Annotated in this window: 10 protein-coding genes; 4 read left to right on the top strand and 6 right to left on the bottom strand. The window is 66.7% G+C overall.

Features of this window, described 5'->3' with window-relative positions; translation table 11 throughout:
• Nucleotides 1–313 precede the first annotated feature (313 nt).
• Nucleotides 314–2,173 carry a DUF885 domain-containing protein gene (locus IE191_RS11915; protein ID WP_229815295.1) on the bottom strand — a complete coding sequence of 620 codons (1,860 nt, stop codon included), beginning with the start codon at nucleotides 2,171–2,173 and terminating at the stop codon, nucleotides 314–316.
• Complete coding sequence (locus IE191_RS11910; RefSeq protein WP_191324594.1) at nucleotides 2,164–2,829, bottom strand: prolyl hydroxylase family protein; 666 nt, start codon at nucleotides 2,827–2,829, stop codon at nucleotides 2,164–2,166. Before IE191_RS11910 ends, IE191_RS11915 begins: the two co-directional genes overlap by 10 nt.
• 313 nt (nucleotides 2,830–3,142) lie before the next feature.
• On the opposite strand from IE191_RS11910, the gene IE191_RS11905 reads away from it, so the two are divergent.
• A complete protein-coding gene (locus IE191_RS11905) occupies nucleotides 3,143–3,502 on the top strand; it encodes a winged helix DNA-binding protein (protein ID WP_229815294.1) in 360 nt (119 codons plus the stop codon).
• A 65-nt stretch (nucleotides 3,503–3,567) separates the two neighbouring features.
• On the opposite strand, the gene IE191_RS11900 is transcribed toward IE191_RS11905, so the two are convergent.
• Nucleotides 3,568–4,494 (bottom strand): RcnB family protein, encoded by a 927-nt coding sequence (locus tag IE191_RS11900; protein WP_191324592.1) that lies wholly within the window; start codon nucleotides 4,492–4,494, stop codon nucleotides 3,568–3,570.
• Between the two features lie 167 nt (nucleotides 4,495–4,661).
• Here IE191_RS11900 and IE191_RS11895 point away from each other — a divergent pair, with 167 nt between their 5' ends.
• On the top strand, nucleotides 4,662–5,243 hold the full coding sequence (locus tag IE191_RS11895; RefSeq protein ID WP_191324591.1) for a PNPOx family protein: 582 nt from the start codon (nucleotides 4,662–4,664) through the stop codon (nucleotides 5,241–5,243).
• Between the two features lie 129 nt (nucleotides 5,244–5,372).
• Here the strand turns inward: IE191_RS11895 and ettA are convergent, their stop codons facing one another.
• The 3 genes from ettA to IE191_RS11880 all read right to left on the bottom strand — a co-directional run bounded on the left by ettA (nucleotide 5,373) and on the right by IE191_RS11880 (nucleotide 10,395).
• Nucleotides 5,373–7,052, bottom strand: coding sequence for an energy-dependent translational throttle protein EttA (ettA, locus tag IE191_RS11890; protein WP_191324590.1), 1,680 nt, complete (start codon nucleotides 7,050–7,052; stop codon nucleotides 5,373–5,375).
• Nucleotides 7,053–7,157: 105 nt separating this feature from the next.
• Nucleotides 7,158–8,678, bottom strand: a complete 1,521-nt coding sequence (locus IE191_RS11885; protein ID WP_191324589.1) for a chemotaxis protein CheW — start codon at nucleotides 8,676–8,678, stop codon at nucleotides 7,158–7,160.
• Complete coding sequence (locus tag IE191_RS11880) at nucleotides 8,665–10,395, bottom strand: methyl-accepting chemotaxis protein (protein WP_191324588.1); 1,731 nt, start codon at nucleotides 10,393–10,395, stop codon at nucleotides 8,665–8,667. Before IE191_RS11880 ends, IE191_RS11885 begins: the two co-directional genes overlap by 14 nt.
• Before the next feature lie 241 nt (nucleotides 10,396–10,636).
• Between IE191_RS11880 and IE191_RS11875 the strand changes: the two genes are divergently transcribed.
• Together IE191_RS11875 and IE191_RS11870 are read left to right on the top strand one after the other, a co-directional pair.
• Nucleotides 10,637–11,941, top strand: a complete 1,305-nt coding sequence (locus tag IE191_RS11875) for an O-acetylhomoserine aminocarboxypropyltransferase/cysteine synthase family protein (RefSeq protein WP_191324587.1) — start codon at nucleotides 10,637–10,639, stop codon at nucleotides 11,939–11,941.
• Nucleotides 11,942–12,294: 353 nt separating this feature from the next.
• Nucleotides 12,295–13,635 (top strand): M28 family peptidase, encoded by a 1,341-nt coding sequence (locus IE191_RS11870; RefSeq protein WP_191324586.1) that lies wholly within the window; start codon nucleotides 12,295–12,297, stop codon nucleotides 13,633–13,635.
• The last annotated feature ends 64 nt before the right edge of the window (nucleotides 13,636–13,699 follow it).

Here is a 13,699-nt window from a genome sequence, read left to right as displayed (position 1 = left end):
GCAACGGAAGCCAAGCCCCGTGTCAAGCACGGGGCGACGGGTAGCCTGGTCGATGGTGCCCGCTATCCAACAATCACCGTCCTTCGCGGGCTCCACAAAGACATGAAGAGCATCGCCTTCTTTGTGTCTTCGTGGCTTTGTGTGAAATCATTTTGGAAACCAGCGCGCTCGGTTCGGGCATGGCATCGAGGGACAAAGCCGGACCCCGGATCAAGTCCGGGGTGACGAAGAATGTGAGGTATTTTATATATACGAAATCAAATGCCTAACGTCACCCCGGACTTGATCCGGGGTCCAGCTGCCTTCTGCGCGATCAACGCGCCGCCTGTTCCGCAATCCAGTCTCGCACTTTGCTTTCCAGCACCGGCAGCGGCAGCGCGCCGCTGCCCAGCACTTGCGCATGGAACGCGCGCAGGTCGAACCGCGCGCCCAGCCGCGCCTCCGCTTCGCCGCGCAGGCGCTGGATGGTCAGGGCGCCGATCTTGTAGGCCACGGCCTGGCCGGGATCGGCGATATAGCGATCGACTTCGGCCTGGGCGTCGCTGCGGCCCATGCCGGAATTGGCGAGCATGTAGTCCAGCGCCTGTTCGCGGCTCCAGCCCTGGCTGTGCAGCCCGGTATCGACCACCAGGCGCATGGCGCGCAGCATTTCGTCGTCCAGCGTACCCCAATGCTGCATGGGATCGTCATAGAGGCCCATGGGATAGCCCAGCGTTTCGGCATAGAGCGCCCAGCCTTCGACATAGGCGGTGTTGCCGCCATAGCGCTGGAAATCGGGCAGGCGCGGGTTTTCCTGGGCCAGGCTGATCTGGAAGTGGTGGCCCGGCGCGCCTTCGTGGAGATAGAGCGTGGCAATGCCGGTCAGGAAGCGGCTCTTGAGATCGAAGGTGTTGAAATAGAACACGCCCGGCCGGCTGCCATCGGCGGTGCCGGGGCTATAGCTGCCGCCCGCCTCGAACCGCGCGCGATAGGCGGGGTGGGGCATGATCAGTAGCGGGGTGCGCGGCATGGTCACGAAAAAGCGCGGGGCCTGCGCCGCCACGATCTGCGCCACGTGGCGATAGCCTTGCGCCAGATCGTCGGCCTTGCGCGGGTGATAGCGCGGATCGAGGCGGATCGCATCGAAGAACGCGCGCAACGGGCCGGTGAAGCCAAGCTGGCCTTTGACCACCTCCATCTCGGCCTGGATGCGCGCCACTTCGGCCAGGCCGAGCGCGTGGACTTGCGCGGGATCGCAATCGAGCGTGGTGTGGTGGCGCAACAAGGCGCGATAGAGCGCCGCGCCACCGGGCAGGGCATCCAGCCCCACGCTGGTGCGCGCGGCGGGCAGGTATTCGTTGGCCAGGAACGCGCGCAGCGTGCGATAGGCGGGATAGACCGCGTCGACCGTCGCGGCGCGATATTCGGCGCGCAGGCGGTTGCGCGCCAGCACGGCCGACTTGCCGGACAGGCCGCCCTTGTCGGCCAGGCCCTGCGGCTGCTGCGCGGGAGACATGAACAGCGAGCGTTCGGGTGGGCGGGCCAGCAGCGCATCGATCTGGCCGATCAGGGTTTCCACCACCGGGCGCGGGCTGGTCACACCGCGCGCCATGCCTTCGCGATAGCGGGCGATGGCGCTGGCAAACACGGCGGGCAGGGCGCGGTCCCGCGCCAGGTTGGCGGCATGATCGGCCGCGCTGTCGAGCGGGGCCGGCCCCCCGGCCGAGGCGAGGCCGGGATAGTCCACCTGAAGCCCGCCCACCGGGTTGAGCGGCATCATCGCCAGCATGTCTGCCACCGGCGGGCTGAGCATCACCTGCTCGTCGTCCAGCACGGCGGCATAGGCGCGGGCGGAAATGCGGTGCGCCGGGTCGAGCGAGGCCAGGTCGATCTGCGCCAGCGCATCGCGTGCTGCGGCGTTGCGGGCGCGTTGCAGCGCGGTGAGCGCCGGATCGAACACCAGCCGGAACTGCGCGGCCGAAAGCGGCTCGCCACGCTCCAGCGTATCGAGCGGGTCGAGCGCGCGGCGCGCGGCATCGTCCTGCGCCAGGAAGCCATCGAGCGCGGCATCGGCCGCCGCGATGGCGGTGGTGGAGGCGGCAGGGGCCGGCGCCGCCGCGCCAACCGGCGTGGCGGCAGCCAGCAGAGGAAGGACAAGCGCGCGAACCAGCCTGGTGGCAGGCGTCAATTCCACGGGCGGGACCGATACCACTTGGTCAGCACGTATTTGACGCCCTGGATCACCGGGCGCCCGGCATGCAGGCTCTTGGCATTGGGCCGTCCGTCACGCGCCATGTTGTTCCAGATCAGCAGCGCGCCGGGCTGGGGCGGGATCGACAGGTTGACCTTGGGAAAGTCGGTCGAGCCGCCTTCCTCCACGGTGTTGAGATAGGCCATCGCCGTCCAACTGCGTTGGCCGCCATTGCGCATTTCCTCGTTCCACATCGGGTCGGATGGGCGGAAGTGATCGAAATGCGCCTTGAACTCCTGGCCGGGCAGATAGCGCTGGCCCTGGATGGTTTCGCCATAGGACGGATCGAGGCCCATCAGATCGTCGATGCGCCGTTGCAGCATGCGGATGAACGGATCGTGCGGATCGACATCGCCGCTGTAGCTCGTGCGCCCGCCATCGTTGCTGTAGCTGTCGGATGGGCGCGCCACGGCATCGACCACCTTGATCAGCCGCTCGCATTCCGGGCGGGTGAAGAACTCGCCCACGGCGTAGATTTCGAAATCCTCGACGGGGATACGATAGGCCGCGGGATCTGCATCGAGTCGCGCGCGCACCTGGTTGCCGATGCGCTTGAGGTCGGCGGCGTCTGGGTGAGGCTCGGAACGGAACAAAACCATGATTGGATCGTCATGACGCAAGGTCGCGGTCGCGGCAAGCCGGGCCGATGGAAAGCCTTACGAAACCCGGTGGAACTGCAAATTTTCGTGGTTTTGGTCCGATGTGGACTGAAATCGTTGATAATTCACGCGAAATATTGTCGATATGGGGTTATTGCAAGTTCTAGTTAACCTGAAGCCGTCCTGCGGTTTGGGCCAAGCGCCCATCGGAAGGCCTCGCGAAAGTAACGGTAACCCTGTGCCGACCATGCCATTCGCGCCTGCAGTTCCCTTCAACAGTAAGGCTGTTCCTGATGTGGGAGGTCGCGTTCCTTTGGATGCCGTAGTCGATGTCGAGGCGGAAGCGTTCCGCGTTGCCAAGGCCCTCTATACTTTGCGCCGGCGCCGTGACGCGGCAACCCCGGTGAAGGGGCTGTTCGGGGAACCGGCGTGGGATATCCTGCTCGACCTGTTCATTGCCTACAAACGGGGCACGGAGTTGCAGGTCTCCAGCGTCTGTCTGGAAGCAGGCGTTCCATCCACCACGATTCTGCGCTGGATCGCGCGGCTGGAACGGGAAGGACTGCTCTATCGCCAGGCCGATACCGGTGACTCGCGCCGGCGCTATGTGCGCCTCACCCAGGATGGCCTGACGATGATGCGCAATATCCTGGGGGCGATCGGTACATTCTGATTGCTTGGTGGGGCATTGCCGACAGCAAAACAGGCCGGACCCGAAAGTCCGGCCTTTTTGATGCCTTACCAGAAGAAGTCGTAGATCACGTCGGCGACTTGACCGGTGTATGTGTCGATCAGCAGCACGTCGTCGTAATAGCGCACCCAGCGATAGGGCGGATAGGCCGGCGGCAGGCGATAGGCCCAGGGATCGGCAATCCAGTACTGCTGCGCATAGAATGGCGCACCCAGGTAGATGCCGATGCTCAGGCGGTTGTAGCGATAGCTGGGCAGCGGTGCGAAATAGCGCGGACCACGGAACAGGTCACGGTGGTCGTCGCGCCAACCGCGCCAGTCATAGCGGCGATCCTGGCGCCAGTCGTTGCGCCACGGGCCGCGATTGTCGTTCCAGCCGGGGCGGCCGTTGCCGTTCCAGCCCGGACGGCCATTTCCGTTCCAGCCGGGGCCGCCATTGCCGTTCCAACCGGGACGTCCATTCCCGTTCCAGCCCGGACCACGGTTGTCGTTCCAGCCGGGACGGCCGGGGCCGCGATCGCCACCTTGCCAGCCGGGTTGCGGCGCGGGATTGCCGCCGCCGGGGCGCGGGCCATTGTTGTTCCACGAAGGCTGCGGGGGCTGGCCGGGCTGCGGCACGGCGTGGCCGCCGCGCCAGCCACCGGGCTGGCCCTGCCAGCCGCCGGGGCCACCCTGCGGGCCGCGAGGGCCTTGCTGTGGCGCGGGTTGCTGCATCTGAGGGGGCATCTGGGGCGCCGGGCGCGGCTGACCGCCGCCGGGGAAGCCGCCGCCACCACCGGGGAAGCCGCCGCCGCGCGGCTGGCCACCGCCCGGGAAGCCGCCGCCACGATTGCCGCCGCCACCACCACCACGGTTTTCACCGCCATGATGGTCGCCGCGTTCCTGGGCAAAGGCCGAAACCGGAACGGCCGCGGCGAGGGTGGCAACGGCCAGTGCCGCGCCGATCTTGGATTTCCACTTGCTGCTGGCGGCCATGGCCGGTCTCCCTAGCGAATTCGAGTCCCAAAACGTCAGGCGATGGCGGTTTGTTTCCCATCGCTTGCCGATATTGCTAAACCTTGGCCGCTGTCGCATCGCTGAACCGGTTGGATGCCCCCTCGTTCATCTTGGCACGGCCGTGCCAAAGCCGCCACACCGCTGCGATGGACAGTCTGGAACAGACGATGGCTGATGCGCAGGCGCGGTTGGAAGCGGCCGTGGCCGATCGCCATGCGGCAATGCACAGCCCGGTGGTCGGCACGCCCGATGGTGACATGCGGGTCATGGTGCTGCGCGCGGTGGGGCAGGGCCTGGCCGGCCTGCGTTTCCACACCGATGCGCGCAGCCCCAAGGTCGCCACGGTGGCGCTGCACGGCCGGGCCAGCGTTCTGGCCTATGATCCGGTGGCGCGGGTGCAACTGCGCCTCTCCGGCCCAGCGCGAATCGAGCGGGATGGTCCGGTAGCGGATGCGGCGTGGGACGCGGCCGCGCCGTTCAGCCGGCGCTGCTACCTGGCCGAGCATGGCCCCGGCGCGCCGCTGCCTGCACCGGGCAGCGCGCTGCCGGCCGATCTGCTGGCCCGCCGGCCCAGCCTGGCGGAAACCGAAGCGGGCCGCGCTGCTTTCGCGGTGCTGCTGGTGGAGCCCGAGACGCTGGACTGGCTGCGGCTCGATGCCCAGGGCGGGCAGCGCGCGCGCTTTGTGCGCTTGGGCGATGTCTGGAGCGGGGGCTGGGTGGCGCCTTAGGTTCGCTCAGGTTTCCACCACCCCCCCCGACCCCCTCCTCTAAAGAGGAGGGGGAGAAAATACAAAAAAGCCCCCTCCTCTTTAGAGGAGGGGGTTGGGGGTGGTGAGAACCCTTAGCGCAAACTCAAATCAGCGCGTCAGCTTCTTGTAAGCCAGGCGCGTCGGGCGGTCGGCGGCGTCGCCCAGGCGGCGGCGCTTGTCTTCTTCGTACATGGCGAAGTTGCCTTCAAACCATTCGACGTGGCTGTTGCCTTCGAACGCCAGGATGTGGGTGGCCAGGCGATCGAGGAAGAAGCGGTCGTGGCTGATCACCACGGCGCAGCCGGCGAAGTTTTCGATGGCTTCTTCCAGCGCCGCGAGCGTTTCCACGTCGAGGTCGTTGGTCGGTTCGTCGAGCAGCAGCACGTTGCCGCCCTGCTTGAGCATCTTGGCCATGTGCACGCGGTTGCGTTCACCGCCCGAGAGCTTGCCGACGTTCTTCTGCTGGTCCTGGCCCTTGAAGTTGAACGCGCCGACATAGGCACGGGTCGAGGTGTCGAAGCCGTTGACCTTCATGTAGTCGAGCCCGTCGGAGATTTCCTCCCACACGTTCTTGCTGGGATCGAGGTGGTCGCGGCTCTGGTCGACATAGCCCAGGCGCACGGTCGAGCCGATGTCGATCTCGCCGCTGTCGGGCTTTTCCTGGCCGGTGATCAGCTTGAACAGGGTGGACTTGCCCGCCCCGTTCGGCCCGATCACCCCGACGATGCCGCCCGGCGGCAGCATGAACGAGAGGTTCTCGAACAGCAGCTTGTCGCCATAGGCCTTGGAGATGTTCTTGGCCTCGATCACCTTGCCGCCCAGGCGCTCGGGCACCTGGATGACGATCTGGGCCTTGCCGGGGCTGCGGCTTTCCTGGCTGGCGACCAGTTCCTCGAACTTCTTGATACGCGACTTCGACTTGGTCTGGCGGCCCTTGGTGCCGGCGCGGATCCATTCGAGTTCGTCGTTGATCGCCTTCTGGCGGCCGGTCGCCTCGCGGTCTTCCTGCTCCAGGCGCTTGGCCTTCTTTTCCAGGTAGGTCGAGTAGTTGCCTTCGTAGGGGAAGTACTTGCCACGGTCGAGTTCGAGAATCCAGCCGACCACGTTGTCGAGGAAGTAGCGGTCGTGGGTGATCATCAGCACCGCGCCGGCATATTCCTTGAGGTGGTTTTCCAGCCATTCGACGCTTTCGGCGTCGAGGTGGTTGGTCGGTTCGTCGAGCAGCAGGATCGACGGCTTCTGGATCAGCAGGCGGGTCAGCGCGATGCGGCGCTTTTCACCGCCCGAAAGGCTTTCCACCGACCAGTCGCCGGGCGGGCAGCGCAGCGCTTCCATCGCGATTTCGAGCTGGTTGTCGAGCGTCCAGCCATCGACCGCGTCGATCTTGCCCTGCAGATCGCCCATTTCCTCCATCAGCGCGTCGAAATCGACGTCTTCCGGCGGATCGGCCATGATGTTGGAAATTTCGTTGAAGCGGTCGACCAGGTCGGCCACTTCGCGCGCGCCGTCCTTGACGTTTTCCAGCACGGTCTTGCTGGGGTCGAGCTGCGGCTCCTGCGGCAGGTAGCCCACGGTGATGTTTTCGCCGGGCCAGGCTTCGCCGGTGAAATCGGTGTCGATCCCGCCCATGATCTTCATGAGCGTGGACTTGCCCGCGCCGTTGGGGCCGACGATGCCGATCTTGGCACCCTGGTAGAATTGCAGGTTGATGTTGTTGAGCACCGGCTTTTGCGCGCCGGGGAAGGTTTTCGTCATGTTCTTCATGACGTAGGCGTATTGGGCGGCCATCAGTGGGTCCTTGCGCGAGACAGAACGTTTGGCAAAACGTGCGAAATTGCCTCGCGCTCTACAGGGCGCGCCAAGGTTGGGCAAGCGGTTGGGGGAACAGGCGGCTCAGGCGGCCTCGTCGGCCTGGGTGGCCAGGGCAAAGGCTGGCGGCCCCAGCACTTCCCAGGTCTCGTTGGCGCGGCAGCGGATCGTTGCGGCTGGCAACTGGTGCGAGGTGGCCTGCGCCCGCAGCGCCTGGAGCGGCACCCGCTCGACCGAGCACAGCATGTCGGCCAGGAAAGCCCGCCGCTGCCCGGCCATGCCGACCACGACCATGATCGCCTCGGCACCCTCGGCCTCGCATCGGCAACCCAGCCGCGCGGCCAGGTCGATCACCGGCGTGGGCCGGTCGCGATGCAGGAACACGCCCGAAAGCGGAAATTGCCCGGCCAGCGGCAGCGTGGGCTGGTTTCCCGGCAGCACGGCTTCCACCGTGGCCAGCGGCAGGGCATAGCGCGCGGTGCCCAGCCGGAACGTGAGCCAGGCATCGGTGGTGCTCGCACCCTTGCCGCCCGCCAAGCTGGCGCGGGCGTGGCCGGGTTCTTCGCTGCTGCCGGCAAGAGGCACCTGCATCGCGGCGACTTCGCCAAGGCGCGGATCGGCGGCAATGGCAGTGGCATCAAGGTGGAGCACCGGCCGCCCCGCCACATCGACGAGCGCGTGGCGCGCCCCGGTGCCCGATACGCCGATCGCCCCCAGCGACGCTGCCGCCTGGCGCGGCAACTGGCGAATATCATCCACCGCGTCGATCAGCAGCGCCACGCGCGCCTGCTGTTGGCCTTTGCTGCCGACATGAATGACCACGGCGGCGCTGCACCCGGGCATCCGCCCCAGCGTGCCGATCCCGATCAGGCACAGCGTGTCCACCGCCGGCACGGCCATGCCGTTCCAGGCAAGCGTGCCCAGCCACAGTTCATTGTCCACCGGGGGCGCGGTGAGCGCGCTTTCGGGCAGGGTGGCGACGATGGCATGGGCATCTAGCGCCAGATGCTGGCCGCCGGCGCGAAACACCAGGCAATTGGCGCGATCACCGCTGCGCTCGCCCCCGCGTTGCGATGCGCCGTGGCTCTCGCGCTGCCCGGCAAGGCTGTCGGGCACCAGCGGCAGGCCGGGCATGGCGGCCAGTTGCGGCACATCGAGCACCACGCCGCGCGTGGCGCCATGCAGGAACCCGGCCGCCGCCAGGCGATACAGCGGCGCGTCGTCGGGATAGTGCAGGGCACCCAGCGCGGTTTCGGGCAGGCGGGCAATGCCGTCTATGCCATCGAGCAGCAGGCCGGTGACGCGCGCGTCGTGCCGCACGATCACGACGATGCCATCGTCCGCCCGCGCCGGGGCCAGGCCGAGCATCACGCCCATGTCGATGACCGGGATGATTGCGCCGCGCACTTCGATGGCGCCGGCCAGATCGGGCCGGGTGACCGGGAACGGCAGCAGTTGCGCGGGCCGGGGCACCACTTCGCGGATGGCGGCAGCGGCCATCGCCAAAGTCATTCCCGCCACCTGGAGCAGGCCGTAGAGCTGCGCCGCCGGGCCATCGGCCGCGCTGCCAGCGACCGGCGCGAGCGGGGCGTCAGTCCGGCTCATGGGCGGTGGCGGCCAGTTCCTGGATCAGCGTGACGATGTGGCGGGCCACTTCGTCCTGGGCCAGTGCCGATCGCGTGATCACCTCGATCGCAGTGCTGGTATCGCCCACGCTGGCGGCAATGGCGCTGAACGCGTTCTGCGCCGCCTGCGCGCGTTCGGTGCCCATGCCGATGCGCACCAGGCTTTCCTCGATCAGCCGGCTGATGTCGCGCGCGGCGGTGCTCGATCGCTCGGCCAGCTTGCGCACTTCGCCGGCCACCACGGAAAAGCCGATGCCGTGCTCGCCGGCGCGGGCCGCCTCGATTTCCGCGTTGAACGCCAGCAGGTTGGTCTGCCCGGCGATTTCGGAAATGACGCGCACGATTTCGGCAATGCCGGTGGCTGATTTCTGGATCAGCTCGATCGATTCGAGCGCTGATTTCAGAGCGACGCCGCCTTCATCGGCTTTCATCTCGGTCTGGTTGGCCAGCTTGTTGGCCGTTTCGGTGCTGCGGTTGATCTCGTCGATGGTGCGGCCCAGGCGATCGGCAACGCCGGCGGTTTCCTGCGATCGCGCGGCGATCTTCTGTTCCAGTTGCACCTGCTCGGTGATGTCGGTGGCGTATTTGACGATCCGTCGCGGCTTGCCCCGCAAGTCCAGCACCGGGTTGTAGGTTGCCTGGATCCACACGTCGCGGTTGTGCTTGCCGATGCGGTGGAACCGGCCGGACTTGAAATTGCCCTGGTTCAGGGCGATCCAGAAATCGGCATACTCGCGCGTCCGCACATAGTCCGGCAGGCAGAACATCGCGTGATGGCGGCCGATGATCTCGCGCGGGGAATAGCCCATCACCGACAGGAAGTTGTCGTTGGCACTGATCACGTTGCCGTCGAGATCGAACTCCACCACCGCCATGGCGCGGTCGATCGCTTCCAGCTTGGCCTCGTATTCGGACGTGGCGAGGCGCTGTTCGGTGATATCGTAGGCGATCTTGAGCACGCGCTGCAATTTGCCGTCTGCGCCGCGTATCGGCGTGTAGAACGCGCGCAGCCAGACATCGGCCTCGTTCTTGCCCACGCGCTTGTAGGCACCGTGGCAAACCTGGTCGCGCTTGAGCGCATTCCACAGGTCGCGATAGTTGTCCGATGCCGCCGTCTCGGCATCGCAAAACAGCGTGTGCGGGCGCCCGACCACTTCCGCCAGGGTGTAGCCCATCAGCTTGAGATAGTTTTCGTTGGCGGCCAGCACCTGGCCATCCATGTCGAATTCCACCAGAGCGACGGCGTGGTCCATCGCATCCAGCTTGGCCAGGGCGTCAAACCGGGCGAGCCCGTCGCGGCTGATGTCGATGCCCACGGCCAGCACGCGCGCGGGCAAGCCCTGCGCCCCTTCCATCCGCCCGAACGACAGCCGCACCCACACCGGCGCGCCTTCGGGCGCGGCGAGCCTGATCGCCATCACCTGGTTATGGCCATCGGCCACGCGCTGCCAGAAGCCCGGTGCCGCGCTAGGGTCTTGCACGCCGTCGTGGCACAAGTTGGCGAACCGCTGCCCTACGAGCGCGTCGGGCGTGGTGCCCAGCAATTGCGCCAGATTGTCATTGACGCTGACCAGCACCCCTTCGGCCGTCAACTCGCACATCAGCAGCATGGCCTCCATGGTGGCGATGCGGTCGAGCGCGGCGCTGTCCTGCGCGTTCCGGCGCGCGCTTGGCGGAATCGGTGTCTGGTCGGTCATTCGTGCAATCCCTGGCCTGCAAATCCCCTGGCGGCCGGACGGCGGCCCCCCTGCAACGCGCCTTGTCGCGCTGCCCACGCGGGAATGCCTAGAGCATCATGGTTGCTTGTGTTTGTGCGCGTGGCTGCGCAATTCTGCGCAGGGCAGGCGCCATGACCCGGCAATCGGTCGAGACTTGAAAATCTCAATTGATTGAGTAGACAAAAGGTCCGGAATGCCCGCAACGATCGAGGATGCCAACATGACCGAGACTCCCGTTTCACCCGCCCAACGCCCGGAAACACTGGCCCTGCACGCCGGCTGGCGCGCCGATCCGGCAACGGGCGCCGTGGCCGTGCCGATCTACCAGACCACGTCGTACCAGTTCGACAGCACGGAGCAGGCGGCCAACCGCTTTGCGCTCAAGGAACTTGGCCCGATCTACACCCGGCTGGGCAATCCCACCACCGATGTGCTGGAGCAGCGCGTGGCCGCGCTGGAAGGGGGCGCGGCAGCCGTGGCGGTCGCTTCGGGTCAGGCGGCTTCGACTTATGCCGTGCTCAACCTGGCGCGGGCGGGGGACAACATCGTCAGTTCCACCGATCTTTATGGCGGCACCTGGAACCTGTTCGCCAACACGCTGAAGGATCTCGGTATCGAGGTGCGCTTCGTCGATCCAGCCGATCCCGAAGGGTTTGCCCGCGCAACTGACGATCGCACCCGCGCCTATTACGCCGAAAGCCTGCCCAATCCCAAGCTGGTGGCCTTTCCCATTGCCGAAGTGGCGGCAATCGGCCGCAAGCTGGGCGTGCCGCTGATCGTCGACAACACCGCCGCGCCGCTGCTGATCCGTCCGTTCGACCATGGCGCTGCGGTGGTGGTCTATTCCTCCACCAAGTACCTGGGCGGGCACGGCACCTCGATTGGCGGGCTGATCGTGGACGGTGGCAATTTCGCTTGGGATGAATTCCCCGAACGCCAGCCGCTCTTCAACCTGCCCGATCCCAGCTATCACGGCGCGGTCTGGGCGCGGGACATCAAGCCGCTCGGACCGATCGCCTTTGCTATCCGTGCGCGGGTGATCCTGCTGCGCGACATGGGCGCCGCGCTGTCTCCGTTCAACGCGTTCCAGTTGATCCAGGGGATCGAGACGCTGCCGCTGCGGATCGAGCGGCACAGCCAGAATGCGGCGGCCGTGGCCAAGTGGCTTGCCGGCCATGCCAAGGTCACGCGGGTGATCCACCCGACGCTGGCGCAGGGCCGCGCGGCGGACCTGGCGGCGAAGTATCTGCCGCGCGGGGCCGGTGGCCTGGTCGGGTTCGAACTGGCCGGGGGCGCGCAGGCGGGCCGGGCGTTCATCGACGGGCTCAAGCTGTTCTACCATGTCGCCAACATCGGCGATGCGCGCAGCCTGGCGATCCACCCTGCCTCCACCACCCATTCGCAATTGTCTGAAGCCGAGCAGGCCGCCGCCGGGGTCAGCCCCGGCTATGTCCGCCTCTCGATCGGTATCGAGCATATCGACGATATCCTGGCCGATCTGGAACAGGCGCTGGCGGGGGCTTGAATCAGCATGTTTTGAACAGGCTGGCGGTTGACTTAGCAAGGCGGCGTGGACAAGTTCCACAGCGCCACGGCTGGAGGCAAAAACCGCCAGTTCGAGGAGGCGAGGAAGCGCAATATCGGGAATATTGCGTGACGAGCCGACGCTGAAATGGCGGTTTTTGGTCCAGCCCCGCAGGGGTTGCGCTGTAAAAGGCCCTGGCAGCGTTGCTCGTCCTTGAAGGAGGCCCAATCCTCCTGCGTCCTCGCGCCTCACCAGGGCCTTTTACAGGGCAACCGTGGCGTTGTGGAACTTGTCCACGCCGCCTAGGGGCGCGCAAATGTGGCGCACCCCCCAACTCCTTCCGGGATTTGCCGATGCGCTTGTTGACCGCCCGCCTTTCTGCCGCTGCTGCCGTTCTGTCGCTTGTCCCCTCCCTGGCCCACGCGACGGCGCCCGCCACCGATGTTGCTTGGGATCTGGTGCGTGACCTGACCACGCAGATCGGCCCGCGCCCGGCCGGCAGCCCGGCCGAAGCGCGCGCCCGCGAATGGGCCGCCGCGCGGCTCAAGACGCTGGGCTTTCAGAAGGTGGCGATCGAGCCGTTCACCATGCGCGCCTATCGACGCGGCACCGACAAGGCCGAACTGGTCGGCTTTGCCGCGCAGCCGCTGGCGATCACCGCGCTCGGCTATTCCGGCGCCACGCCCGAGGCCGGGATCACCGCGCCGCTGGTCTATTTCCCCTCGCTCGATGCGCTCAAGGCCGCACCCGACGGGTCGCTGGCCGGCAAGATCGCTTTCATCGACCATGCCATGGCGCCGACGCAGGATGGCAGCGGCTATGGCCCCTATGGCAACGTGCGGCGCCAGGGGCCGGGCGTCGCGGTGGCCAAGGGCGCGCTGGCGGTGGTGATCCGCTCGGTCGGCACCGACAAGCATCGCAATCCGCACACCGGCGCGATCATGTGGCCCCAGGGCATGAAGCCCATTCCCGCCGGGGCGGTGTCCAATCCCGATGCCGACCAGATTGCCCGCCTGGCCGCTACCGGCCAGGCGCTGAGCCTGCATCTCACGCTCACCGGCCAGATTGTCGACGGGGCGCCTTCGGGCAACGTCATCGGCGAATTGCCCGGCCGCGATCCGTCGCTGCCCATGGTCCTGGTGGCCTGCCACCTCGATAGCTGGGATCTGGGCACCGGCGCGATCGACGATGGCGCGGGCTGTGCCATCGTGACGGCGGCAGCCCTGCGCGCGCAGGCCGGTGGCGCGCTGCGCACCATTCGCGTGCTGTTCGCCGGCAGCGAGGAACTGGGCGGTTTCGGCGGTGATGCCTATGCCAAGGCCCATGGCAAGGAACCGCATGCCCTGGCCATGGAAAGCGATTTCGGCGCCGACCGGGTGTGGCGCGTGACCACCAACTTCGCCCCGGCGGCCGATGCGGTGAAGGCCCGGTTGACGGCAGCGCTCAACCCGATCGGCGTGGTGCCGCACGATGGCGCGGCCGATGGCGGGGAAGACGTGGGCGCGATCATCGCCGCGCAGAAGCTGCCGGTGGTGGACCTCAATCAGGACGGCACGCACTATTTCGACCTGCACCACACGCCCGACGATACGCTGGACAAGATCGACCCGGCGATGCTGGCGCAGAACGTGGAAGCCTGGACCCGCACCCTGGCGATCCTGGCCAACGAACCCGGCCCGATCGCGGTGAAGTAACCTAGCACTACTTTGGCAGAAGTGTGATTTTTGGGATTCCCAAGGCGTAAAATCGCTGATTCAT

Source organism: Novosphingobium pokkalii (assembly GCF_014652855.1).
Lineage (GTDB): Bacteria > Pseudomonadota > Alphaproteobacteria > Sphingomonadales > Sphingomonadaceae > Novosphingobium > Novosphingobium pokkalii.
Note: the sequence above shows the minus strand (reverse complement) of the source record. Positions and strands in the feature narration are given on the sequence as shown.